This window comes from Natronogracilivirga saccharolytica (assembly GCF_017921895.1).
Classification (GTDB): domain Bacteria; phylum Bacteroidota; class Rhodothermia; order Balneolales; family Natronogracilivirgulaceae; genus Natronogracilivirga; species Natronogracilivirga saccharolytica.
On the sequence record NZ_JAFIDN010000002.1, the window covers coordinates 225,457 to 250,216 of the forward strand.

Annotated in this window: 20 protein-coding genes; 17 read left to right on the forward strand and 3 right to left on the reverse strand. The window is 49.4% G+C overall.

Annotation, left to right across the window (positions count from 1 at the left end):
* The first annotated feature begins 4 nt into the window (after nt 1–4).
* The 5 genes from NATSA_RS03260 (at nt 5) to NATSA_RS03280 (ending at nt 4,593) form a co-directional block, all read left to right on the forward strand.
* Complete coding sequence (locus tag NATSA_RS03260; RefSeq protein WP_210510367.1) at nt 5–1,303, forward strand: nitrous oxide reductase family maturation protein NosD; 1,299 nt, start codon at nt 5–7, stop codon at nt 1,301–1,303.
* On the forward strand, nt 1,300–2,088 hold the full coding sequence (locus NATSA_RS03265; RefSeq protein ID WP_210510368.1) for an ABC transporter ATP-binding protein: 789 nt from the start codon (nt 1,300–1,302) through the stop codon (nt 2,086–2,088). The genes NATSA_RS03260 and NATSA_RS03265 overlap by 4 nt, the downstream gene beginning before the upstream one ends.
* Nucleotides 2,089–2,153: 65 nt before the next feature.
* Entirely contained in the window at nt 2,154–2,936 is a 783-nt protein-coding gene (locus tag NATSA_RS03270) for an ABC transporter permease (protein WP_210510369.1), read from the forward strand.
* Nucleotides 2,937–2,959: 23 nt separating this feature from the next.
* Nucleotides 2,960–3,283, forward strand: a complete 324-nt coding sequence (locus tag NATSA_RS03275; protein ID WP_210510370.1) for a cupin domain-containing protein — start codon at nt 2,960–2,962, stop codon at nt 3,281–3,283.
* Nucleotides 3,284–3,309: 26 nt separating this feature from the next.
* Nucleotides 3,310–4,593, forward strand: coding sequence for a hypothetical protein (locus NATSA_RS03280; protein WP_210510372.1), 1,284 nt, complete (start codon nt 3,310–3,312; stop codon nt 4,591–4,593).
* A 56-nt stretch (nt 4,594–4,649) separates the two neighbouring features.
* Here the strand turns inward: NATSA_RS03280 and NATSA_RS03285 are convergent, their stop codons facing one another.
* Nucleotides 4,650–6,488 (reverse strand): PAS domain S-box protein, encoded by a 1,839-nt coding sequence (locus NATSA_RS03285; protein ID WP_272491738.1) that lies wholly within the window; start codon nt 6,486–6,488, stop codon nt 4,650–4,652.
* A 517-nt stretch (nt 6,489–7,005) separates the two neighbouring features.
* Here NATSA_RS03285 and NATSA_RS03290 point away from each other — a divergent pair.
* Complete coding sequence (locus NATSA_RS03290; protein ID WP_210510376.1) at nt 7,006–7,845, forward strand: PIG-L deacetylase family protein; 840 nt, start codon at nt 7,006–7,008, stop codon at nt 7,843–7,845.
* A 76-nt stretch (nt 7,846–7,921) separates the two neighbouring features.
* The gene (locus tag NATSA_RS03295) at nt 7,922–9,877 is read left to right on the forward strand and encodes a sensor histidine kinase (RefSeq protein ID WP_210510378.1); all 1,956 of its coding nucleotides are present in this window, start codon (nt 7,922–7,924) and stop codon (nt 9,875–9,877) included.
* A gap of 33 nt (nt 9,878–9,910) precedes the next feature.
* Here the strand turns inward: NATSA_RS03295 and NATSA_RS03300 are convergent, their stop codons facing one another.
* On the reverse strand, nt 9,911–12,583 hold the full coding sequence (locus NATSA_RS03300; RefSeq protein ID WP_210510380.1) for a family 20 glycosylhydrolase: 2,673 nt from the start codon (nt 12,581–12,583) through the stop codon (nt 9,911–9,913).
* Nucleotides 12,584–12,717: 134 nt separating this feature from the next.
* On the opposite strand from NATSA_RS03300, the gene NATSA_RS03305 reads away from it, so the two are divergent.
* Nucleotides 12,718–13,407 (forward strand): class I SAM-dependent methyltransferase, encoded by a 690-nt coding sequence (locus NATSA_RS03305; RefSeq protein WP_210510382.1) that lies wholly within the window; start codon nt 12,718–12,720, stop codon nt 13,405–13,407.
* Between the two features lie 610 nt (nt 13,408–14,017).
* The gene (locus tag NATSA_RS03310; protein WP_210510383.1) at nt 14,018–14,272 is read left to right on the forward strand and encodes a hypothetical protein; all 255 of its coding nucleotides are present in this window, start codon (nt 14,018–14,020) and stop codon (nt 14,270–14,272) included.
* A gap of 94 nt (nt 14,273–14,366) precedes the next feature.
* On the opposite strand, the gene NATSA_RS03315 is transcribed toward NATSA_RS03310, so the two are convergent.
* A complete protein-coding gene (locus NATSA_RS03315; protein WP_210510385.1) occupies nt 14,367–15,218 on the reverse strand; it encodes a proline dehydrogenase family protein in 852 nt (283 codons plus the stop codon).
* 296 nt (nt 15,219–15,514) lie between these two features.
* Here NATSA_RS03315 and NATSA_RS03320 point away from each other — a divergent pair, with 296 nt between their 5' ends.
* From NATSA_RS03320 to uvrA, 8 genes are all read left to right on the forward strand, one after another.
* Nucleotides 15,515–15,808 (forward strand): cation:proton antiporter, encoded by a 294-nt coding sequence (locus NATSA_RS03320; protein WP_210510387.1) that lies wholly within the window; start codon nt 15,515–15,517, stop codon nt 15,806–15,808.
* Nucleotides 15,801–16,175, forward strand: a complete 375-nt coding sequence (gene mnhG, locus NATSA_RS03325; protein ID WP_210510389.1) for a monovalent cation/H(+) antiporter subunit G — start codon at nt 15,801–15,803, stop codon at nt 16,173–16,175. Before NATSA_RS03320 ends, mnhG begins: the two co-directional genes overlap by 8 nt.
* Before the next feature lie 148 nt (nt 16,176–16,323).
* Complete coding sequence (locus NATSA_RS03330; RefSeq protein ID WP_210510391.1) at nt 16,324–18,645, forward strand: putative monovalent cation/H+ antiporter subunit A; 2,322 nt, start codon at nt 16,324–16,326, stop codon at nt 18,643–18,645.
* 5 nt (nt 18,646–18,650) lie between these two features.
* Entirely contained in the window at nt 18,651–19,097 is a 447-nt protein-coding gene (locus tag NATSA_RS03335) for a Na+/H+ antiporter subunit B (RefSeq protein WP_210510393.1), read from the forward strand.
* A 14-nt stretch (nt 19,098–19,111) separates the two neighbouring features.
* Nucleotides 19,112–19,513, forward strand: a complete 402-nt coding sequence (locus tag NATSA_RS03340; RefSeq protein WP_210510395.1) for an NADH-quinone oxidoreductase subunit K — start codon at nt 19,112–19,114, stop codon at nt 19,511–19,513.
* Nucleotides 19,510–21,021 carry a Na+/H+ antiporter subunit D gene (locus NATSA_RS03345; RefSeq protein ID WP_210510396.1) on the forward strand — a complete coding sequence of 504 codons (1,512 nt, stop codon included), beginning with the start codon at nt 19,510–19,512 and terminating at the stop codon, nt 21,019–21,021. The genes NATSA_RS03340 and NATSA_RS03345 overlap by 4 nt, the downstream gene beginning before the upstream one ends.
* 229 nt (nt 21,022–21,250) lie before the next feature.
* Nucleotides 21,251–21,727 carry a Na+/H+ antiporter subunit E gene (locus tag NATSA_RS03350; RefSeq protein WP_210510398.1) on the forward strand — a complete coding sequence of 159 codons (477 nt, stop codon included), beginning with the start codon at nt 21,251–21,253 and terminating at the stop codon, nt 21,725–21,727.
* A gap of 63 nt (nt 21,728–21,790) precedes the next feature.
* Nucleotides 21,791–24,604, forward strand: coding sequence for an excinuclease ABC subunit UvrA (uvrA, locus tag NATSA_RS03355; RefSeq protein ID WP_210510400.1), 2,814 nt, complete (start codon nt 21,791–21,793; stop codon nt 24,602–24,604).
* Nucleotides 24,605–24,760 lie beyond the last annotated feature (156 nt).

The window sequence follows — 24,760 nt, forward strand, 5'->3', positions numbered from 1 at the left end:
TTTCATGATGAAGCTCAGAGCTATAAACGGATGGATTGTAATTCTGCTTGTCGTTGTGGGCACGATGACGGCTGCAGTCCGGTATCCGGTTACGGCATCGGTGCCGACTCCCGGTCATACGAATCGTGTATTTGATGTTGGCGAGGGAGAGGAATATTCACGGATATCCGATGCCCTGGAGCAGGTCTCGGACCATGACACCATCAGGATTCATCCGGGGGTATATACTGAGCACCAATTGATTGTTGAGCAAACGGTAGTCATTGTCGGAATAGACCGGCCCGTGATCGACGCCGGTCACCAGGGAGAGGGATTCCGGATTGTTGCCGACAGTGTGCATATAGAGGGACTGGAGATACGAAATGTTCCCACCAGTCACAGTCGCGATCATGCGGCAATACGATTCGACCGCGTATCCGGCGGCAAGATAATTGACAACCGGTTTGACGATACGTTTTTCGGAATATATCTGGCCCGCTCACACGGTGTTGAGATCCGTGATAATCAACTGCGGGCTTATCAAACCAGAGAAGCTGTTTCAGCGAACGGGATCCATCTGTGGAACTCGAATCATGCTGTAATAGCAGACAATATCATCAACGGGCACCGTGACGGCATCTACCTGGAATATGTGGAGAATAGTGAAATTTACGACAATCATGCCGTGAACAATATCCGGTACGGTCTCCATTTTATGTTCTCGGACGATTGTATCTATCATCGCAACCGGTTTGAAGATAATGGGGCCGGTGTCGCCGTCATGTACAGCAAGCGAGTAATGATGGAAGAAAATGAGTTTGTACAGAACTGGGGAGCTTCATCCTACGGATTACTGTTGAAAGAGATCACCGACAGTGAAATCAAGCACAACAATTTTTCAGGTAATACGACCGGAATTCGTGCCGAAGGAAGCGATCGCGTCAAAATTCACTACAACCGGTTTCAGCAGAACGGCTGGGCGATCCGCATCACGGCAAGCAGTATGGATAATATGATCACACATAACAACTTTATTGATAACGCGTTTGATGTTTCCACCAACAGCAGGCAGAACAACAGCACTTTTGAAGCCAACTACTGGGACAAGTACAGTGGTTACGATCTGAAAGGCGACGGGTATGGGGATGTCCCCTACCGGCCGGTGAGGCTCTTCTCATTGATCGTGGAACGCAACCCGATGGCTCTGATGCTGCTTCGCAGTATGTTCGTGCAGATTCTGGATCTGACCGAGCGCATCATGCCGACTATCACTCCGGAAACACTGGTGGATGAAAAGCCGCTTATGAGCGAGGTATCCTTATGATCACAATTACAGAGCTTGATAAACACTATGGCGCACTTCACGCACTGAAGTCCGTGGAAGTGGATATCGCCCCTGGCAAGATAACCGCGGTATTGGGTCCGAACGGCGCCGGTAAGACGACACTTATAAAAAGCGTACTCGGACTTGTGAAGCCTGATTCCGGGACCATCACCGTGGATGGTACGGCTGTCAACGGTGACAGTGACTATCGCCGGAAAATCGGCTATATGCCGCAGATAGCCCGCTATCCGGAAAACCTGACGCTGCAGGAGATCGTGGATATGATCAAGGATATCCGGGGCTACAGCGGAGACTCCGGGACATCGAAGGATTCTTCCGGAGATCTTGATATGGAGCTGTGGGACCGGTTTGATCTGGATACCGAAAAGGACAAGCCGTTCCGGACATTGTCAGGCGGCAACCGCCAAAAAGTGAGTGCGGTTCTGGCATTTCTGTTCCGGCCGAAGGTGCTGTTTCTCGATGAGCCGTCCACGGGGCTCGATCCGGTTTCCAGCAGTATTCTGAAAGACAAGATACTGGCTGAAATAAAGCGCGGCACCACCATCATCCTCACTTCCCATATCATGAGCGAAGTGCAAGAGCTGGCCGATCAGGTGGTCTATCTGCTGGAAGGGCGAATCTATTTTGAACTGAGCGTGTCCGATCTGCTTGCCGATACCGGACAACAAACCCTGGAGCGTGCCATTGCGTGGAAAATCGGTCAGAATGGAGCGGTCGCGTCACGGAATGGAATGACAGAAGGCTATGAGCCGGCAGATGGGTAGAGCAAGCCGGTACATGACCATTATACAGAGCGGGAACAGACATTTGTAACAGAAGGAGGGGCGTCATGATTGCAAAGATCCTGAAATATCAGCTCAGAGATGTGATTCGCAGCAGATGGATCATTGCTTATGCGCTGTTTTTTCTGGGGCTGACGGATATCCTTTTCCGTTTTGGAGGCGATGGAGTGCGGGTGGCCACCAGTATGATGAATGTTGTTTTGATCGTGATTCCGCTGGCATCCATTATCCTCGGGGCATTCTACCTCTACAATACGCGGGAGTATATCGAAATGCTTCTGTGTCACCCTGTAAAACGCCACCAGTTGTTCTGGGGGATGTTTCTGGGCCTTGGCCTGCCGTTGGTACTGGCATTTACCGGTGGCGTGATGGTACCTTTCATATATCACGGTGCCGGTCCGGAAGCATGGACCGCCGCAGGGATGCTGACCTTTACCGGTTCCATGCTGACGGTTATTTTTGTCGGTATCGCCTATTATCTTGCTCTTCGCTTTGATGATCGGATCAAAGGACTCGGACTCGCACTGGTTATCTGCCTCTTTTTCACGGTAATATATGATGGGATCATACTCCTGGTGATTTATATGTTTGCAAACTACCCGCTGGAGAAGCCGGTGCTGGCATTATCACTGTTCAACCCCATTGACCTCGGACGGATACTGCTGTTGCTGCAGTTTGATATATCCGCCCTTATGGGACTTACCGGTGCCGTTTTCCGGGATTTCTTCGGCACGGTGCTCGGAATGGCGATTGCCCTCGGCAGCTTGCTGCTCTGGCTGTTCGTCCCGGTATATGGTGGATTCCGGCGTTTTCTGTATAAAGATTTCTGATTAACACAAACAAGGTATTTACAATGGCTCATGATATTGATATGAACGAACACTTTGCCCGGACCAAACCGGACCGGGGGATACTGAGTGAAACCCTTTTCAAAAATGAACACACTTCCCTGGTGGTGATGCATCTGGCACCGGGTGAGGAGCTGAATGAACACACTTCAAAGTTTCCGGTATGGATACAGACCATCGAAGGTGACGGAAAACTCAAGACGCCGGAGGAAGAGTACGAAATGACCCCCGGCGGATGGATCTATCTTGAACCTGCCGAAGAGCATGCGGTTTTTCCCACCTCGGATGCCGTGCTTCGCTTTGCCCTGATAATCATGAAGAAGCAGTAACAACTTACAGGACCGGCCATTAAGCGATGATTCGGAAATGGTACTATATACCGGCCCTGTTGTTTCTGGCTCTGACCCTTGTCAGCGGTATTTGGCTCCGTTTGCAGTGGGCCTGGCCCCAGTGGATGCTGTTTCGCGCCGATTACCTGATACACGGACACTCTCATGTTGCATTGCTGGGATGGGCCTTTTTAGGAATGATGGGACTGGTACTGGAAGCGGGAACAATCCGGCGTACACTTCCGCGACGCAGTGTCACCGGTCTGGGGACATTGACCGTCCTGGTCACTTTTCTTTTGTTTGTTGCTTTTGTACGTGAAGGTTATGCCCCGCTTTCCATCGCTTTGTCTACTGTTCATATGCTTTTGGGCTATGGGCTGGCATGGATTTTTTTCCGAAATGCCGTCGGGGATGGTCATCCGGGCTCTCAATATTTCCTGGAAGGCGCTGTGTTCTGGATGGTGATGGCTACAGCAGGTATATGGCTGCTGGCTGTTGGCCGTGGGTTACCACCCTTCTGGGTGGATGCGTCTGTACAATTTTACCTGCACATACTTTTCAATGGCTGGTTTCTTTTTGCCCTATGCGGACTTGCTTTCCGTTATTTCATTGACCCGCAATACCGGCACATGACCTGGCCTTTCTGGCTCATGATGGTCGGGTTGGTTCCGGCTTTGATTCCGCAACTTCCACTACAGGAACCCTCTTATGCGGTAGTTTTGTCCGGATTAGCCGGTTCACTTCTGTTTGCAGCCGGAGGATTGGCCGTACTGGGCTCTACACTTCGGTCCCTCACCGGTCGCTGGTCCTATGCCAATAAGGCATGTTTTCATGGCACAGGCCATCAAACTCGTTGGATATGCAAGGAACTGTTATGGTCGGGTCTAATTGGGGCCGGACCTGTCTTCTTGCTTCCGGTCGCCATGGCCTGGCCCCCCTTTCGGGAAATATGGCTGCATTCCGATTTTTTGGTAATAGGCTATATCCATTTACATCTACTGGTGGTGGTATCCACTCTGCTACTCTTTGGGATACTGCAACGATTATTTAAACTACAGCAGACGGATAGGGTCCTGAAAACGCTTCATGCCGGAGCATGGCTCTATCTCACCGGAAGCATCACCATGGTAATCCTTCTGTTTCTTACCGGCATCATACAGGTCACCGGAAAAACTGTTTTTTTCCCCGTACAGAAATCACTCTTCTACACCGGGGTCATATCATTAACCGGAATTTTAATTATTGCAGGCTTGCTTATAGGGATCAATATAGAACGGTTTTACCATGGGAGTGTTAAAAGGAAAGAATGATGAACACGACACATCGTCCAGCGCAAATCCCATTTCAACCGCCTTTTGTAAATTTCTCAGGATGTCAGCTTTTCGGGAAACCACGCTTCGACTTTTAGTCCTCCCTCAGGAGGAGAAGAAATCGTAAGCTCAGCGCGCAGCTGTCCGGCCAGGCCGTGGATGATGGTGTACCCAAAACTTTCAGGAAACTGGAGTTTGTCAGGATCCGATACGCCAACCCCGTCATCCTGGACCACCAGGAGGAACCCCTCTTCTTGCGAAATGAGAGAGAGGTCGATATGTCCAGTCCGGCGATCCGTAAAAGCGTGCTTCAAAGCATTAGTCAGCAACTCAGAAACAAGAAGGGTCAGCGGCACCGAGTTATTCATGTCCAGCATGATGTCTTCCGAGTGAACCTGCATGGAGATCTCCTTGCCTTCGATCTGGTAGCTATTTTTCAGATAGTCTGCCAGCCGTTTCATCAGCTTTTCGGATGGTATTTGGTCAAAATTGCTGCTTTCATAGACCAGTTCATGGACCCAGGACATGGACATGATGCGGGTTTGAAGATCCCCAAGCAGTTCATCAGAACCTTTTTTCAGATCGCCAAATTCAGACTGAAGGGTAATCATGCTGGATATGACTGCCATATTGTTCTTCACGCGGTGATGAATTTCCGAAAGCAGGACATCTTTTTCCTTCAGAGATCTCTTTAGGGCTTCCTCGGTTCGCTTGCGCTCGGTGATGTCTCGATAGTACCAGATCCTGCCATAATATTCATTATTTGGACCAAACATGGGTGAAGAATAGCGATCAAGAACTTTTCCGTCAGTTAAGGCAATTTCATCGTAACTCTTCTTCTGTTTGTTTTCATATAAATCATAAATCCGCTGAGCAAATTCACCCGGGTTAGTTAGTTTAGGAAGGACATACTCCAATGCCTCTTCTCCTGACTGCAAGAACATAATACTATCCGGTATCTCCCAAATATCGGCAAAACGCTGATTGAAAGATGTGATTTTACCATTCTCATCTACAATAAGAATACCGTCCAGTGAAACTTCCAACTGAGTTTTCATTAAGACATTTTGAAATAATAACTCTTTCTCTGCTTTTTTACGCTGGGTGATGTCCAGGAGAGAAGCCACACTTTTATCCGTTCCCGGGATCATGTCTATGTATAAGTGAATATCTTTGATATTGTGATTCCTGTCGATAAAACTGAATTCATATTCATTCAGTGCTTCTTCTTTATTTTGGCGCCACAACTCATGTTGTTCACGCATTCTCTCGAGATCTTCCTTAAAGACAAAATCCATCCAGGTTTTTTTATTTTCAATTTCTTCAATAGCATAACCTGCCAAATCAGCAAATTTGGCATTGACCCAGGAGAGGGTTCCGTCTGTTTCAGTAATGCACATGGCCGTACCGGTGTTTTTAAAAGCCACCCTGTACTTTTCTTCACTTTCCTGTAGCGCCTTTTTGGCTTTCTCTCGTTCGGCCAACTCTTTACTCATTCTTTTTTTTGTTTCAAAATGCCGCAAAACCATTTTGAAATACGAATTTACTTCTGCCATACTGCTTTTGCTCGTCACGAAACCGTAAGAGGTTATGTTCTCAACTTTTTCCAGGGTTTCCGGTTCCGGACTGCTTAATATAAATACAAGCGGCAGATCATGTTTTTGCAGAATTTGCTCAGCAGCATGCACCCCGTTAATGTTGCCGCCGGGTTCAATATCCATAAGGATGAGATCAATGCCCCGGTTTTTCCCGGCCAACTCGATGGCACATTCACCGGAATTTACTCTTATTACGGCATATCCCATGTTCTCAAGGTCTTTCCTCCAGCTCACAGAAACAACGGCATCGTTTTCAATAAGAAGAATTGTTTTTTGATTTTCTCCGCCCAAGAGCATCCCTCATTTATTACGATACTTTGATTATTGACACGAATCCCCGGAACTATTGAAAAACCAATCACGAAGGAAAGGCACACAAACGCTTATAATCCACTCTTTTACTCACGAAATGAAGCTCTATAATAATAACATAATGATTTTCTGATTTAATATCCCAAAAGCCACAATCTGAAGAGCGCGGCTCTTTGTTGGTGGTTGCTACGACTGTCATGTGATCAGGATGATTTCGCCGGTGAACAAACCTGACCGGTCCTTGCCGCCGTTGATGAGCAGGTAATCTGGCCAGGTAAAGACCGGAGAATTATTGCGGGTTCTCAGAGCATTTCAGGCAGTTTCACCCAGATCAAAACAACACCTGTTTTTTATTTTGAATAAAAGTCACTAAGGTGCTGTGGATAATCAATTTGCAGAATGGTAGCGGGTGTGGTTAAATATCAGTTTAAGGACAATGTTTTCGGAAGGAAAAGAGGCATTTTGCGTTTTGAGGCAGTAACTACTAAATGGAGATATTCCAATGAAGATTATTTTATATGATAATTTGTGGCCCGGTTTCTATATAGCAGTAAGTGCTTTGGCGCTGATGCTTTCAATCACACTCTCCGCATTTGCTCATGAATCGCTTGCAACGGGCAAAGACACAGTAGCTGTTTCCGATGAACCGGGAACTATTCTGGCCATAGGTGCCCATGCCGGTGATATGGAGGTTTCTTGCGGAGCGGTTCTGGCCAAACATGCGAAAATGGGCAATCGCGTTATTATGCTTCATCTGACACTCGGTGAGCGCGGACACCCGGAGATGTCTCCCGATGCGTATGCTGATCAGAAGAAACAAGAGGCTGAAAATGCGGCAGAAATTCTTGGGTCGGAAGTAATTTTCGGCCCGTACAGCGATGCCGAAATTCCTGACAATGACGAGGCCCGAAACTATGTAAGCGAGATCATTCGCAAAACGAAACCCACACATGTTATTACTCACTGGAAGAACAGTATCCACAAAGATCACTCTGCAACGCATTCCATCGTGACCGATGCAGTGCTGCTGGCATCACTTGAGGGCATTGAAAGCGATCATCCGCGGCATCGTGGTGTCCGTGGAATCTATTTCACTGAAAACTGGGAGGACATGGAGGGCTTTGAACCGTATATTTTCGTGGATGTTTCTGGGTCTTTTCAGTTGTGGAAAGAAGCTGTCGCAGAGTACGAGTTTATTGTTGGAGATATCTCAACTTTTCCCTATTTCGAATATTATTCATCGCTTGCCACAGTCAGAGGAGCATTGGCCCGATCTGATTATGCCGTGACATTTGATATAGATCCATTCGGCAAGCGGCAAACATTGGATTACTTTCCGTAACATGTATCGATTTATACTTGTAATAATGGATTTATACGGATTTTTGATATTAATGTATTGCTAATAATCCAGGCCTATGCCTCTCAGTCCGGCCAATCATCATAAAACAAGAAAAGAGATCCGCACGTATCTTGAAAATATCGAGAGTGGAGAGACACCCGACCCTGAACGTTTGCGTGATCACCTGAAGAGATGGGATGCTCAGCTTGAACAGCAGGACAAGTACCGAAACGAAAACCTGTTTCATCTTCAAGAAAGGGTGAAAGAGCTTAGTATGCTTTATGAGGTGATTCAGTGTCTTCAGACACCGCGTCCGGATCTGAATCTTGAGCATGTTATCAAAGAGGTGCTCAGGGTAATTCCTGATGGTTTTCGTTTACCGGAAAATACAGCTGCTGTATTGAAGCTGAATGACAAAGTATATCAAACAGGCGCATTTCACCCTTCAGACAATGATCTCGTTAGTCGTAAAACCCTTACCAGTGGCCATGAGCTGGAACTTCGAATCTCAATAGCTGCACCAGATGACGCTCTGTATTTTCTGAAAGAGGAAAGGGTCTTGCTGGATCGCATTGCATGGCTCGTCGCAAGATTTTACAATCACTATTTAACGGTCTTGAATTTGTCCGAACGTGAGGAGCTTTACCGGACGACTCTTTACAGTGTAGGTGATGCCGTAATTACTACTGATATATTCGGATTGATTCAGCAGGTGAATCCTGTTGCCGCGGAATTGACCGGATGGAAGGAGGAAGAGGCCATTGGAAGACAAATTGAAGAAGTCTTTTGCATTATAAATGAAGATACCAGAGAGAAAATTGAAAATCCTGTTGGCAAGGTTTTGCAGCATGGAAGAATTGTTGCTCTTGCCAATCACACGTTGCTTGTATCCAGGAAGGGTCGTGAGATCCCGATAGCCGATACCGGTGCTCCGATAAAAAAAGAAAACGGGGAAATTACAGGTGTTGTGCTGGTGTTCCATGACCAGCTCAAGGAAAGAGCCCTTCTTAACAGACTGGAAGAAAGCGAAGAGCAGTTCCGGTCGATGGTGGAGCTGGCGCCGGAGCCTATATTTATTCAGACCGACCATAAGTTTGCCTATCTTAATCCGGCAGCCGTAAAACTTTACGGTGCAGAGTCGGAGCATGAGCTGCTGGGTACACCGGTCTTTGATCATTTTCATCCGGACTATCATGATGTGATCAGAAACAGGATTATGAGGTTGAATGTGAAAAGGGAGAAAGTAGAAGAGTTGTCACGTCAGGTGCACATCAGACGCGACGGCTCTCATGTCTGGGTAGAGACCGTAGGCACACCGATATATTATGAGGGAAAAGAAGGAGCACTGGTCCTGCTCAGAGATGTCAGTGAACAGGTACGGCATGAACAGGCGGCCAGGGAAAACCTGAAGGAAAAGGAGGTGCTTCTGGCAGAGGTGCACCACAGGGTCAAAAACAATATGGCGGTGATTTCGGGTCTTCTGGAACTGGAGGCCGAGATGAGTGATACTCCTGAAATGAAAGAAGTTCTGAAAAAGGCCGAAAGCCGGATCCGGTCAATGGCGCTTATTCATGAAAAACTCTACAAGTCGGATTCATTTGCCGAGATAGACTTTGGAGCCTATATCATTGAGCTGGCCGGATTCATACAGGAACATTATTCCTCAGACAAAAAAAGGATTCACATGTCCTTTGATCTCGACAAGGTGTATCTGGATATTACAAGGGCGGTTCCATGCGGTATCATTCTTAACGAGCTGATTACCAATGGTATGAAATATGCCTTTAAAAACCGAAGTGAAGGTACGGTTACTATCGGTCTGACGAGGAAAGACAAAGAGGCTGTGCTGGAGTACAAGGATGACGGAACCGGTTTCGGGCAGCAGGTCGTAGAGGATATAAATTCAGGCAACATTCGCTCACTGGGCATGCAGCTTATAGCCGGCCTGACGAGCCAGCTCAAAGGCAAAATGGAAATAGGCAATGCACAGGGAGCACGTGTTGAAATCCGTTTCCCTGTAAATAACAGCTAAAACTTATGGCCGGAATCAATGTAACTGTCAGAACTACCGTTCAACCATATCCGGAATGCTTGAAGTCCGGCTGCTTCTGCCCTGCTGATCGAAGGTGCGCAGCCTGATCTCCGTTTCACTGTCAACAGGGACCGGTGATTCATACAGATTTGACTGCTCATCAGGTTCACTGCCATCGAGCGTATATCGTATCTCCAGTCCAGGATAGGCCACATTGGCTTCAAGTGTACCATCCTGTACACGGGCACCCGGGGGCGGGACCCTGTAGCCATATCCGCCATTCAGGTGATCCAGTCTTGGCAGTTCCCGCTGACCCAGGCGGTTTGCAAATTCATTCCATGCATGTGACAGGGCATCCAGACGCTCCTCCCTGGATTCTATCTCCATCCACTCCTCTTCCGGAACCCATGCCCGCTCCGCAAGTGAAATGAGCCGGGGCAGAGCCATGTATTCCACACGATCGGGCGTCCGGAAGGTTTCTCCCCACAGCTGTGCCTGAAGACCCAGGATGTGCTCTCTTCCCTCCTCCGTGAGCCGGGGGAAGTCGTCATACCGGTCTTCCGGCATGGGATTGCCGAGGTAATCAGTTACACCACTCTTGTAAAGTTCAAACGGGATAAAAGAAAACGGATCCGGAGTATCAACGAATCCCGCCCAGTAAAGACCGCTTTCTTCAGGGTGTTTCTGATAGGACAAGTCGAAGTAAAAGTTGGAAGCGTGGCTCATAACGATGTCATAACCGGCATTGGCCAGCTGATAGGAATACGACTCAGTTCCGGTGCCCCAGATGTTCGACCATACATAAGGAACAGATTCCCCTGCAAACAGCGGATTAGGAGCTGTTTCTCCGGTTTCGGGATCAGGGATCAGTGAAAACTCCTCCCAGGCCGACATGGTAAGTCCGCGATCTTCGAGATCTGCCCTGGTCCGTTTGAAGAAATAATCCATAAGATCATCCGTCCCATATAAATCCGCCTCCCTGGAAACAAGGTCATGACAGACTGGCGATCCTTCCCAGACACCGGAGGGTACTTCGTCACCGCCGACGTGAATGGTTGCAAGCGGAGCATTCGCCTCCCGGTGCATGTCAATGATTTCATCATATACCTCGCGGAGGAACCGGTAAGTCGACTCCTGGCAAACATTGATGACATTGTCGGTCCAGCGCTGAATGGACCGGTATTCGGAGGTGTCGGCCGGATCGTGAATCCGGAATGCTTCGGCTTCATCATCCCTTCCTTCATCCATAAGCCGTTCATGGCGATTTTTCATAGCCACCTTGGCGGCCCTGGCGTGCCCGGGCACATCCACTTCCGGGATCACCTTGATGTGTCGATCCGTTGCATAGCGGAGGATATCCACATATTCTTCACGGCTGTACCATCCGCTGCCTTTGGATGCCTGAACATCCGGGTCTGGGCCTGATCCGTAAGATGGAAGCAGGTGGTCTTTTTCGTCATGTGTGTGGCCGCGACGCCCGCCGATTTCCGTCAGTTCCGGAAACGCATCAACAGCCAGGCGCCACCCCTCATCATCGGTCAGGTGAAAATGAAAGCGGTTCAGCTTGTAGAAGGACATTACATCGAGAAGCCGCTTTACCTGCTCTGCAGAGTGAAAATTCCGTGACACATCCAGGTGAAGGCCACGGTATTCAAAGCCCGGGGCATCTGCAACCGACATTGCGTCAATTGTGATGGAAGCAGCATTGTCATCGTCGCCGTCTGTCGGCAGCGACGCCCATGTTTCAACAGGAATCACTGCTTTCAGTGTCTGAATCCCATAAAAAACACCGGCTTCGTCCGTTCCGGTAATGGAGACTCCGGAGTCGCTGATTTCAAGAAGATAGGCCTCATCCCCGTATGTTTTGGGATTGTCGCCGACCTTCAGATCGGAAATGATGAGCTCTATAGCTTTTTCGTCCGGCGCCGGTGGTCTCTCCTTGCGGCTCAGTTCAGTGCCAAGCAGCGGCTCCAGGGTTTCAGCAAGCAGGCGTGCTTCGGTTTCAAGGTCATTCTGAAAATGAATGCCGGTATTTCCGGTGATGGTGAATGCACCGTCACGACGGGACAGATGAGATGGTGTCGGGACAACAGGTGATAGCTCGTCCTCCGGCAACAGTGAAAGGTTTTCACTCTTTTCGAACAGATTTTCAGCTGTGGCAAGCGGTACGGCATCGTCCTGTGAGCGGTGGACCTGCTCTTTTCGAGTGAACGGTTCGATGCTGATCTCAACCGGAACGACTTCTCCGCCGGCTTGCTCGATATAGGCACCGTCCGGACCGTCGATTTTCAGAACAGCAGATCCCTGTGATACGAAAGTAAACCGTGCTTCTTCCCCGGGTTCCAGGGAGGGAAACCTTTCATCGGGCTGAAGGCGGTAAAAATCACCGTTAATGTGTGTGATGGCAGCATGGTCGGATACAGCGGCTCCTTCGGGGGTTGCAGCGTCTTCAATCAGACGCATGAAATTGAAATAGAGGGTCCAGCCGGTATTTAGAGTTTCATCACCCTCATTCAGGAGCGTCATTTCATGAATCGCCTGATTCTCCTTTTCAAAATTGCTTTTTACGGTCCAGTGCAGACGAAGATTGTGATTATCGCTGACTGCCTCCTCATTTCTTTCAGCAGGTTCACATCCGTTGAAAATAATGATGAGAGAAAGTGCGGTTATGACTAAAAAAATGGCTTGTCCCTGTAATAGATTCATGGCAGATCAGTATTTCAGATTGACGGGGGAATCAGTAACATAAAAAGTAACAGTGTCCGGCCGCAGGAAAAAAATGATATCGGCCAATGTGGTCGCTGCCAACGTGATACCAATATGTTACAGAATACAGATTAATGAAACCATCCGAAACACACAACAACCGCAGGCCACACAACTGGCTGCTCTATGACCAGGTAGACCATATGCTTGTCCGGTACGCAGGATATATCTCAGGGGTTGTATATGATCTGGGCTGCGGGGAAAGGCCGTTTGAGTCGTACTTCCTGCGGCATGGAAGCTCATATGTGGGAGTGGACTGGGCGTCGTCACAGCATGACAGCAAAGCGGATGTTGTTGCCGACCTGAATGAACCGGTTCCGGTTGGTGACCAGGTTGCAGATACGGTGATTTCAATATCGGTTCTGGAGCATCTGCACTCACCACTGGTCATGCTGAAAGAAGCTCACAGAATCCTGAGGCCCGGGGGGACACTGCTCCTGCAGGTACCGTTTATGTGGCATATTCACGAAGAACCGCATGACTATTTTCGGTACACAAGGTACGGACTGGAGCATTTACTCGGTCAGGCCGGATTCAGGGACATTGAAATTCATGCAACCAGCGGATTCTGGTCGACCTGGTTTATCAAGCTTAACTACCAGCTGATCCGTCTGATCCGGGGCCCGCGGCTGATCAGGAGACTGTCCGGGGCGGTTTTATATCCTTTTTTTCATCTGAACCAGTTGCTGGGGCGCGGACTGGACCGGATTTGGTTTGACGGATCCAAGGAGACGCAGGGTTATTTTGTAAAGGCCGTTCGCTGAGATAGTGCCCAAAAGCAGACATCACGTATTTCCGGTCTGTATGCCCGTCATTTTATGCATGAAAAAATTGAAAACACTAATTATTTCAGATGGAACGGTTATACACGAAAAATTTAACTTTTAGCAGACATATCTATAGTTATACTAATAATGATTTTGTTATTAGATGGCAGCCGTAAACCTGCTTTACAGCAACGACAAAAAGTGCATTTCCCGTTGCAACTTGTTATTACTTTTGGTATGTCTTATTTTATTATTAATACAGATTGTTAATTCAGGAAAGGGTTGAAAAATACCGTGTTGATTGTGTTTCTGAAGGTGCAATCAGAAAGAATCATTTAGTATTTTTGTTGATTTATTTTGTTGATTTTATCGGAACAAGAATACATCAACATGGTATAAATGCTCATAACACATAATAAGCTCTGACGCACAGTAGTTTGAGTTTTACATTGTCATTGCATTACAAGTGACGTCAGATTTCAAAAAAAATAGTCATGAAATACCGATGGCGGCTCACTGTCAAACTGAAGCATGATTACAGCCAACATGGGTATTTCACACCGTTACCTTCGGTTCATGTAATGTTAGAGTCATAAACTGTAAACAGATGAAAGTAAATATCAGTAAAAGCAGAGATTTTATAATGGTCTGGGCAAAGGGTAATGTAGACCTTTACCTCAAGCCCTCCGGCAATTACGAAACAGCGTATCATGATCTCAGGGATGAGGACCTTCGCATTCTGAAGGGGCTTTGGAATCACCTCCAGTCCAAAAAAAGGAATATGGAATACGCTGCCCTGGAGAAGGGAATTGAAGAAGTGATAAAGGCACTCGACAAAATTATTGAAGAGAGAAAAAACTGACCGTTATATTTATCTGCAGGCCGGACTTCATCATGCATGCGGGGAGCGGGTCATGCCATGTATGAAATATCGGTGGAGATTTGATGAGACCGCCTTATTTTTTGAACATCGTTGACAAAATGAACCAGATGTTCTCTTTTCTTTCCCGCAGCCTGCGCGTAAAGTAGGGCACCCACATTGTGCCGTAAGGGACATATACCCGCACATTATATCCTTCTTCCACAAGTGCTTCGCAGGTATTCAGCCGCAGTCCGTAGAGCATTTGAAACTCAAATCTGTCTTTTGGGATATCGTTTTCACGTGCATAGGATTTTGTCCAGTCGATGAGCAGGTCATCATGTGTTGCAATGCGGGTGTAATCTGTCTTCTTGAGTAATTCAGCCGTGTACTCCTTGAAAACGGCGCGAATATCCGGCATGTTCTGAAGTGCGATGGAAGGAGGCTCTTTATAAGCTCCTTTGCAGATTCTTACGTCCGCATTCTCATCAGCAAGCTGTGCTATGTCATCCCGTGTCCGGTGCAGGTAAGCCTGAATGACAATGCCTACGTGCCTGCCATACTTGCTTCTGGCATCCCGGTATATATCGAGTGTGCGCTGGACATAGTCGGAACCCTCCATGTCAATGCGGACGAACTGATCCAGTTCTTTTGCTTTATCAAGTAAAACAAAAAGGTTTTTACGGCAGAAATGGTCATCAATATCCAGCCCCATCATGGTCAGTTTGATAGAGATGGTGGCGTTTAATTTCCGGTCACGAATTCCCTCAAGAAGATCACAATACTCCCTGGTTGTTTCTTCAGCGATGGCTTTGTCTTTGACATTTTCGCCGAGCAGATCAAGTGTTGCCGCAATGCCCTTGTTATTAAGTGCAGTTACTTCGGGAGCCGCTTGTGAAAAGCTTTCGCCTGCAACAAATCGCCGCGCAAAAAAAAATGGTAATCGCATACTATAAATCTGAATAGATGGATGCAGCCGGAGCCAGTACTGTTCCTGAAAGAATATCAATATCGTTATTGCAACATTATACAATTTTTTAGTCATATTCCATATAAAGAGAGCGGGTATCGGTAAATCAGTTTTTGCACGGGGACGGGATGAATCAGAGCATAATCAGGCCATCCGGAACTTTCTTGTAGCATATTTACGGGATTCTTATATTAAGGCCTTCCAAACAGACCGGAGTACACGGCATTTTCCTTATTTGCTTCGACCGTGCTCTGCGTAACAAGACTTAGAGATTCATGGACTTTTTTTCACTGGCAATTACCATTGTTTACGTATTGCTGAGTATATCGCTGCTGGTTTCGCTGATTCGCGTTATCATCGGGCCTACTCTGCCGGATCGCGTGGTGGCACTGGACCTGGTTGCTTTTGTCGTCATCAGCATGATTGCAACGTATGCCATCTCATCCGGACACCCGGTGTATCTGGATGTCGCTATTGTACTGGCGCTCATTGCATTTCTGGGGACCATAGCTTTTGCCAGGTATGTTTTCCAGAGAGCCGAAAGAGAACGGAGGAGCGGACATGCTTGAAATTATTGCCGGAATTCTGCTGATCACGGGGGGCTTTTTTGTTCTGGTTGCATCGGTAGGCATCCTCAGACTGCCTGATATTCTGATGCGGATGCACGCATCCACAAAGGCCGGTACGCTTGGCGCAGGTCTTATACTGCTGGCCGTCGCATTTACCTATGCTGAAATCGGAATTATTTCCAGAGCTGTTGCAACCATCATATTTATCCTGATGACCGCTCCCGTTGCGGCGCATACCATAGGACGTGCCGCCTATCAACACGGAATTACCTTCTGGGAAGGCACCGTCGTTGATGACCTGAAAGATTACTACGAAAAAAACCGCAAGACCCCTCCGGCAAATGTCAAAGTCCCGGATGAGGATTAGCATCCGGCATGCGTCATGGCCGTCTTTCCCGGGGAATCGGATTTCCGTTTCGATAACTGCTCAAAACTGTTTTTATGACCGTTTTTATTTCTCATCAGATGTTTAACGGACTTGATATCCTGCCTTGCAGGTCAGGAAGGAGGTCCCCATGCTGATCAACCTCCTTTTGATTTTCGGGATCGCCCTGCTGGCGCCCTGGATTTACAATCTGTTCAAAGAACGGGCGGGCTGGGTGCTTGCGCTGCTTCCACTGGGCAGCTTTATCTATCTGCTGACCTGGCTGCCACACATCGCGTCCGGTGGCACCGTCACACAGTCCACCACCTGGGTCAGCATGGCTTATTTCAATGTCGACCTGTCGTTTTACCTGGACGGGCTGAGCCTGATGTTCGGACTGATCATTACCGGCATCGGAACCTTTATTGTACTTTACGGCGGCGGATACCTCGGCGGAAGTACCTATTTGCCGAGATTTTATTCAGCGATTCTTCTGTTCATGGGATCCATGCTTGGTGTGGTTCTGGCGGATAACCTCATCAGCATCTTCGTTTTTTGGGAGCTGACCAGCTTTACCTCATTCCTGCTCATAGGGTTCTCGCATGAACAGGAAAATTCCCGGAAGGCGGCGCTCCAGGCATTGCTGGTGACCGGTATCGGGGGACTGGCACTGCTGGCAGGGCTTGTACTTATGGGATTTGCTTCCGGACACTGGGAAGTATCCACGCTGCTGAATGAAGGCGACATCATACGTAATCACGGTCTGTATCTGCCCATTCTACTGCTGGTTCTTGCCGGAGCATTTACCAAATCGGCCCAGTTCCCGTTCCATTTCTGGTTGCCCGGTGCCATGGCTGCACCCACACCGGTCAGCGCCTACCTCCACTCCGCAACCATGGTCAAGGCAGGCGTCTATCTTCTTGCCCGGATGCATCCGGTACTTGGATTTACCGAAACCTGGATGATACTTGTGGGCGGATTTGGACTTGCCACTCTGCTTATCAGTGCCTGGCTGTCCCTAAGTTTTACCGATTTGAAGCAAATTCTTGCCTATTCCACCGTAATGGCTCTGGGTACCATGATGATGCTCATCGGCCTGGGAACCGAACTGGCCATGAAGGGTCTTGCCGTTTACATCTTTTCGCACGCCATGTACAAAGGGGCGCTCTTTATGGTGGCGGGTGCCGTTGACCATGAGGCCGGTACCCGCGATGTGCTTAAGCTTGGCGGATTGCGATCCCTTATGCCCATTTCGATGGTTGCAGCGGCGCTTGCAGCCATCTCAATGGCAGGAATACCGCCGATGTTCGGATTTATTGCCAAAGAAATTGTCTATGAGGCAGCTCTCGGGGCTTCGGCATGGCCGGTTGTGTTTATATCACTCGCGGTACTGGCGAATATCGCTATCGTTGCGGCCTCGGCCATTGTGGTGCTGCGTCCGTTTTTCGGTCAGCCCGTTGAAACACCCAAAAAGGCGCACGAGGCTCCCCTTTCCATGTGGATCGGCCCGGCAGTGCTGGCAGGGATGAGTGTCATATTCGGAATACTCCCCTTTCTGATCGACAAAACGCTTATGCTTCCGGCCGCCAGCGGTGTATGGGGCGAGCCTATGGACTTCTACCTTTCGTTGTGGCACGGAATTAACCTGCCGCTGATTTTGAGTGTAGCAACCCTTGCCGGCGGTGTTATCGTTTACCACTTCTGGGATCCGCTCAGAGAATCGGCGGCAATGAAAGCCTATCAGGGCGGTTTTGCTGATCTGCCGCGAATCGGATATGAAAAACTTGTCGACGGAATGCTGGCGCTTGCGGGATGGCAGACTCGTGTGCTGCAGAACGGTCTGATGTCCAACTACCTGACCACCATCCTTGTCGCCGCGCTTGTCGGAATCGGATACACCTTTCTGAGCCGGTCCGGGATTGTTATGACGCCAACCTTTGAAGAGGTCAGGGTGTTTGAGTGGGCCCTCTTTATAGCTGTGTTAACCTCACTTGGCATCATGCTGGCATTTGGCCATTCCCGCCTGACCATGATCGTGGGTGCCGGGATTGTGGGCTTCAGTCTGGCCCTGATTTACCTGATGCATGGTGCGGCAGATCTTGCCATGACTCAGATTCTGGTGGAAACACTTACGGTTATCCTGGTTGCACTGGTACTGATACATGTCCCCAAGCTGACCGAAAGCCGTAGTGCCGCCTCCCGGACAAAGGACGGTGTTATAGCTGTTTCGGCCGGCCTGCTGATGACACTGCTCATTTTTGCAGCTACGGCAGCACCCTTTGATGCATTTATTTCTGAATTCTACGCAGAGGCAAGCTATCCGATGGCTCATGGCCGGAACATTGTAAACGTCATTCTTGTCGATTTCCGGGCTCTTGATACCATGGGTGAGGTCGTGGTTGTGGCCATTGCCGGACTTGCCGTCTACGCCCTGGTCAAAATGACCCGTCACGGAGCCTCTAAAAAAGCTTAATTATCATGAACAGCTTGATTTTACATACTGCAACACGCCTCCTGATCGGAGTTATGGTTTTGTTTTCGCTCTTTTTGTTTTTCCGGGGGCACGATGAACCGGGCGGAGGATTCATAGGCGGGCTCGTAGGTGCGGGAGCTTTTACGCTGTATGCCATCGCTTTCGGAACGGAGGCGGCCCGACGCGTACTGCGTATTCATCCAATTACGCTGATTGCATACGGACTCCTTGCTCTGGTCATCAGCGGAATCATCCCCATGTTCACAGCAGATCCGTTTCTGACCGGAAAGTGGCTCTTCATCGAATGGGGGGGCGTGGAAGCCAAACTCAGCACGCCTCTCATTTTCGACATCGGCGTGTACCTGTGTGTCGTTGGCTTTATCGTCGCGGTGATTTTTGCCCTTGAAGAGGAAAAAGTGCCCGGACTCAGCAACCGGTCATCCAACAAATGAATATCTGAATTACCATGGATACAATTTTACCCATCCTGGCTGGAGCCATTTTTGCAACAGGGATCTACCTGCTGCTCAGGCGAAGTCTTATACTTACCATCATCGGCATTATCCTGATCAGCAACTCGGTGAACCTTGCCCTTTTTTCACTGGGAAGGCTGAACATTGAAAATCCGCCGCTTATTGCCGCCGGGAGTGTCGTGCCCGAAGCACCTTTCGCCAACCCGCTTCCGCAGGCACTTATACTTACTGCAATTGTGATCGGCTTCGGCCTGCTGGCCTTTGCGCTTGCACTTGCCTACCGCAGCTACAAAGAGCTTGGCACGGTGGATCAGGACAGCATGCTCGAAGATCCCGAAGACACCTCGGCAGCCATAGTCAACGAATCTGAAAACCGGGAGGAGAAAGAAGGATGAATACGTTACTTGTACTGCCTGTTGCAATTCCTCTGATTACGGCGACGATAGCGTTGCTCTTCCGGAACCATGCGTCCCTCCAGCGATGGGTCGGGGTGCTTGGGATGGTTGTGCTGCTGGGTTCGGTCATGGTGCTTTTCCGGGATGTGTATGTTGACGGAATTCAGGTGCTGCAGCTCGGAGACTGGGAAGCACCGTTCGGCATCACCCTGGTGGCGGACATGCTGTCCATGCTGATGCTGGGAATTTCCGCTATAATGGGCCTGGTAATCGCGGTCTACTCACTTTACGATATCGACAAGGAGCGTGAGCGTTTCGGGTACTACCCCCTGCTGCACGTCTTGCTCATGGGTGTCAACGGCAGCTTTCTGACCGGTGATATTTTCAACCTCTACGTATGGTTTGAAGTGATGCTGATTGCCAGCTTTATTCTGCTGGCACTGGGCAACAGCAAAAACCAGCTGCAGGGGGCACTGAAGTACGTGGTCATCAACCTGTTCTCATCCCTGATCTTCCTGTTCGGCGTTGCCATGCTTTACGGCATGACCGGCACGCTCAACATGGCCGATCTTGCGGTGCGCCTGCCCGAAGTTGAAAATGTCGGGCTGGTAACTACCGTTGCCATGATTTTCATGCTCTCCTTTGGCATCAAAGCAGCTATATTCCCGCTGTTTTTCTGGCTGCCGGCCTCCTATCACACTCCGCCGGTAGCCATATCGGCCGTTTTCGGCGGGCTGCTGACCAAAGTCGGGGTCTACGCGCTGATTCGTGTGTTCACCCTGCTGTTTACCCAGGATATCGGATATACGCATGATATCCTGCTCTGGGTGGCCGGATTCACCATGGTGACCGGGGTACTTGGCGCGGCCTCCCATTACGAATTTCGCAAAATCCTGTCCTTCCACATTGTCAGCCAGATCGGGTACATGATCATGGGACTGGCATTCAATACGGCACTGGGACTGATGGGAGCCATTTTTTACGTACTTCACAACATCCTGGCAAAATCGAATCTGTTTCTGATCAGTGGAATTTCGCAACGGCTCCTCGGCACATTTGAATTAAAGCAAATGGGCGGATTGTACCGGCATTACCCCTTCCTGGCGGTTCTGTTTCTGGTATCGGCATTTGCCCTTGCCGGATTTCCGCCGCTGTCCGGCTTCTGGGCCAAGCTGAGCCTGGTCAAGGCGGGACTTTCCATCGAAATGTACCTGATTACTGCAGTGGCCATTCTCGTCGATCTGCTGACGCTGTTTTCCATGATAAAAATCTGGATGACTGCTTTTTGGGGAACCGTACCTGAAGAAGGCGTGCCGGAACACTTCGGTAAAATGCCGCTTTTCGGCGCCGGCAGTCTTTATATCATGGTGCTCCCGGTGATGGCCGTGGCAGGATTGATCCTTCTGGTCGGACTTTATGCGCAGCCACTCCTTGAAGTCTGTCTGATGGCTGCCGAGCAGCTCCTGGATCCGAATGTATACATCGAAGCCGTAATGGGTCCGCAATAATCGTTAACCGAACGAATCGTAATATTTTATATCACATGAAATGATCATGACCGGCTGAAATCCGGACACACATGAGCATGATTAAAAACGGTCATGTCATTCTATCTGACATTATAAATCAAAAATTTTAAACACATGAAATACCCATGGCGGCTTACCGTCACACAGGAGCATGATTATAGCCAACATGGGTACTACATGTGACTTCAGAATCATAAATTATAAACACATGAAAATAGTCCTGTTTCATATCATACTCGCACTTATCTGGACTGCTGTGACGGCAACGTTTTCTTTCGGGAATTTGCTTATCGGACTTGTTCTGGCCTACCTTGTTCTTCTCGTGGTTGGTCCGGCCATTGATAACAGCAACTACACGCGCAGAGTCTGGAAAGCCTTCACATTGTTGCTGCTGTTTATCAAGGAACTATTCCTTTCCAGCATACGCGTTGCCATTGATGTCATGCGTCCCGGCTTCCGGATGAAATCAGGCGTCGTGGATATTCCGCTCGATGTTGAATCGGATCTTGAGATAACGCTGTTTGCAAATATGATTTCATTGACGCCGGGTACACTGAGCCTGGAAGTTTCGGACGATCGCAAAGAGCTTTTCATCCATGCCATGTATGTGGATGAAGGTGTTGATCAGGTCCGCAAAGAGATCAAGGAGAAGATGGAACAGCATATCTTGCAGGTGACCCGGTGACGGAACCGAATACCTGATGCGGGCGTTGTCTATGTTGCAAGATTCCGTGTATTTTAAATAGCCATGTCCGAATCCAAAATCCAGGTTGAAACCGAACCATCCAGATCTCTGTCCCCCATCATTATAAAGGGTGCACGGGTACACAACCTCAAAAATGTAGATGTAACGCTCCCGCGCAACAAGATGACGGTGGTCACCGGTGTGAGCGGCTCCGGCAAATCAAGCCTGGCTTTTGACACGATCTACGCCGAGGGACAGCGCCGCTATGTGGAAAGTTTGTCCAGTTATGCCCGGCAGTTTCTGGAACGCATGGACAAGCCCGATGTGGACTTCATGCAGGGCATTTCGCCGGCCATGGCCATCCAGCAGAAAAACACGACTTACAACCCCCGTTCAACGGTCGGAACCACTACCGAGATTTACGACTACATGCGGCTGCTGTTTGCGCGCGTGGGAAAAACCATCTCACCGGTTTCTGGCGAGCCGGTGAAAAAGGACACCCCGCAGACGGTTGTTGCAGACATGCTGGATCGGTACGAGGAGAAGCAGCGGTTTTATGTGCTGTTTCCGGTCAGCATGGAGAAAAACAAGAAAATGCGCGAGGAGGTCGCCATATTTCAGCAAAAAGGCTTTAATCGCATCCTCCTTCCTGAAGAGCAGATGGTAGACCTGGGCCGGGATGAGGTCAACCTGAAGAAATATCACCCCGGAGAAGTCCGCATGGTGGTGGACCGGCTGGCGATCAAAAAGGACGATGACGAGTTCCGCAGCCGGATGGTCGATTCGGTTGAAACGGCGCTCCTTGAAGGCAACGGCCGGTGCTACATCAAGTTGCACAAAGGCGAAGAGCTGATGTTCAGCGAACGGTTCGAGCGGGATGGCATCGATTTTACCGAGCCCACTCCGCAAATGTTCTCATTCAACAATCCGTTCGGCGCCTGCCGCAGCTGCGAGGGTTTCGGACGCGTGCAGGGAATTGATGAGGATAAAGTAGTGCCCGACCCGGAGCTGTCCATCAGGGGAGGTGCCATCGCCCCGTTCAATTCGCCGAAATTCAACCACAATCTAAAGCTGCTGGTCAAGGTTGCCGCGCGCTACAGCCTGCCCATTGATGAACCCTATCACAGCCTTTCGAAGGATGTGAAAAATATTTTGTGGTACGGCAAAGATGAGTACCCCGGGATCCACAGTGTCTTTCAGCAGGTGCGCAGTGAATTCTACAAAGTCCACATGCGGGTGTTTTATTCGCGCTATCGCGGCTACTCACGGTGTCCGGAATGTGACGGCTACCGCGTCCGCAAAGATGCATTGTATGTGAAAATTGCGGACATGCACATCGGACAGATATCGGAAATGACAATCGGCCATGCGCGCAAGTTTTTCGATGATCTGGAGCTTACCGAGTATGAGATGGATGTCGGCGGGCAGATTCTTTATGAAATCCGCAAGCGGTTAAGGTATCTGGATGAGGTTGGGCTGCATTATATTACCCTGAACCGGCTCACAAATACTCTAAGCGGCGGAGAGGCGCAGCGCATCAATCTGGCCAATGCACTGGGCAGCTCGCTGATCGGAAGTCTTTATGTGCTGGATGAGCCCACAATCGGCCTCCATCCGCGTGATAATGACCGGCTCATCCGGATACTCAAATCACTTCGGGATATTGGCAATACCGTGCTGGTGGTTGAGCATGACCCGGAGATGATCCGGTCGGCAGATCATGTCGTGGACATTGGCCCGTTTGCCGGAAATCACGGCGGAGAGGTCAGTTTCTCGGGAAGCTATGAGGATTTGCTCGGATCCAAAACGCTGACGGGAAAATATCTCAGCGGCAGAAAATCGATCCCTGTGCCCGAAAAGCGCCGGAAAGGCAGAGGCAAGGAAATCCTGCTTGAGGGAGCATCCGAACACAATCTGAAAAATGTGAATATCCGGATGCCGCTTGGCAAGCTGGTTTGCGTCACCGGGGTGAGCGGATCGGGCAAGTCGACCCTGATTCACCGCACGCTTTACGCCGCCATAATGAAAGAGCTGGGCGTGTATAACGAGAAAGTCGGGCGGTACCGCTCGATGAAAGGGCTGCAGCATATCGATGGTGCCGAAATGGTCGATCAGACGCCGATCGGAAGGTCGAGCCGGTCCAATCCCGCCACCTATACCAAGTCATTCGACGGCATCCGCGACCTGTTTTCCAAAACCAGGGAGTCACGCATCATGGGGTACACATCCGGACACTTTTCATTCAATGTGCCGGGCGGACGCTGTGAAACCTGTCAGGGAGAAGGCGTGCAAACCATTGAAATGCAGTTTCTTGCCGATATCGAGCTCCCCTGCGAGGCCTGCGGCGGAACACGCTATCGCAAAGATCTTCTCAGTGTGCGCTATCGGGGGAAGAATATTCACGACGTTCTGGAGATGTCGGTATCCGAAGCCCTGGAGTTTTTTGTGGATGAGAAGCAGATCGTAAACAGACTCCAGGTACTGGAGGATGTGGGTTTGGGTTATCTCAAGCTGGGACAAAGCGGGACCACCCTGTCCGGGGGCGAGGCCCAGCGGGTAAAACTTGCTCGCTATCTGTCGCGAACGGAAAAGGATCATATGCTCTATTTCTTCGATGAACCTACAACCGGACTGCACTTTGAGGACATTGCCCGGCTGCTGGATTCCTTCAATCGCCTGATAGACCGCGGCCATTCGGTGATTATTATCGAGCACAATCTGGATGTGATCAAGTCGGCTGACTGGGTCATAGACATCGGTCCGGAAGGGGGATTTGGCGGCGGGACTATCGTATGCGAAGGCACACCCGAAGAGGTGGCATCTCATAAGGAAAGTCTGACCGGCAGGTTTCTGAAGCCGCTTCTATTGCCGGAGTAACGGGATTCCGGACAATAAAATGACGATGGTTCCCGATTACTGTAATTAAAAACATTATCAGCTCTTTGTACGGTTACTCTTGTCTTTGTACGGTTACTCTTGCGTAACGGGTTGGAAACAGGTCCGCCTGACGGGCGGTCCGGCGTAACTTCATCA

What these genes read in the sequence shown, in the direction of transcription:
- NATSA_RS03305 (WP_210510382.1), top strand. Translation starts at nt 12,718, where the DNA reads ATGAAACCATCCGAAACACACAACAACCGCAGGCCACACAACTGGCTG.
- NATSA_RS03345 (WP_210510396.1), top strand. Translation starts at nt 19,510, where the DNA reads ATGAATACGTTACTTGTACTGCCTGTTGCAATTCCTCTGATTACGGCG.
- NATSA_RS03270 (WP_210510369.1), top strand. Translation starts at nt 2,154, where the DNA reads ATGATTGCAAAGATCCTGAAATATCAGCTCAGAGATGTGATTCGCAGC.
- NATSA_RS03310 (WP_210510383.1), top strand. Translation starts at nt 14,018, where the DNA reads ATGAAAGTAAATATCAGTAAAAGCAGAGATTTTATAATGGTCTGGGCA.
- NATSA_RS03340 (WP_210510395.1), top strand. Translation starts at nt 19,112, where the DNA reads ATGGATACAATTTTACCCATCCTGGCTGGAGCCATTTTTGCAACAGGG.
- NATSA_RS03290 (WP_210510376.1), top strand. Translation starts at nt 7,006, where the DNA reads ATGAAGATTATTTTATATGATAATTTGTGGCCCGGTTTCTATATAGCA.
- NATSA_RS03300 (WP_210510380.1), bottom strand. Translation starts at nt 12,583, where the DNA reads ATGAATCTATTACAGGGACAAGCCATTTTTTTAGTCATAACCGCACTT.
- NATSA_RS03335 (WP_210510393.1), top strand. Translation starts at nt 18,651, where the DNA reads ATGAACAGCTTGATTTTACATACTGCAACACGCCTCCTGATCGGAGTT.
- NATSA_RS03295 (WP_210510378.1), top strand. Translation starts at nt 7,922, where the DNA reads ATGCCTCTCAGTCCGGCCAATCATCATAAAACAAGAAAAGAGATCCGC.
- NATSA_RS03330 (WP_210510391.1), top strand. Translation starts at nt 16,324, where the DNA reads ATGCTGATCAACCTCCTTTTGATTTTCGGGATCGCCCTGCTGGCGCCC.
- NATSA_RS03275 (WP_210510370.1), top strand. Translation starts at nt 2,960, where the DNA reads ATGGCTCATGATATTGATATGAACGAACACTTTGCCCGGACCAAACCG.
- NATSA_RS03280 (WP_210510372.1), top strand. Translation starts at nt 3,310, where the DNA reads ATGATTCGGAAATGGTACTATATACCGGCCCTGTTGTTTCTGGCTCTG.
- uvrA (WP_210510400.1), top strand. Translation starts at nt 21,791, where the DNA reads ATGTCCGAATCCAAAATCCAGGTTGAAACCGAACCATCCAGATCTCTG.
- mnhG (WP_210510389.1), top strand. Translation starts at nt 15,801, where the DNA reads ATGCTTGAAATTATTGCCGGAATTCTGCTGATCACGGGGGGCTTTTTT.
- NATSA_RS03350 (WP_210510398.1), top strand. Translation starts at nt 21,251, where the DNA reads ATGAAAATAGTCCTGTTTCATATCATACTCGCACTTATCTGGACTGCT.
- NATSA_RS03260 (WP_210510367.1), top strand. Translation starts at nt 5, where the DNA reads ATGATGAAGCTCAGAGCTATAAACGGATGGATTGTAATTCTGCTTGTC.
- NATSA_RS03265 (WP_210510368.1), top strand. Translation starts at nt 1,300, where the DNA reads ATGATCACAATTACAGAGCTTGATAAACACTATGGCGCACTTCACGCA.
- NATSA_RS03320 (WP_210510387.1), top strand. Translation starts at nt 15,515, where the DNA reads ATGGACTTTTTTTCACTGGCAATTACCATTGTTTACGTATTGCTGAGT.
- NATSA_RS03315 (WP_210510385.1), bottom strand. Translation starts at nt 15,218, where the DNA reads ATGCGATTACCATTTTTTTTTGCGCGGCGATTTGTTGCAGGCGAAAGC.
- NATSA_RS03285 (WP_272491738.1), bottom strand. Translation starts at nt 6,488, where the DNA reads ATGCTCTTGGGCGGAGAAAATCAAAAAACAATTCTTCTTATTGAAAAC.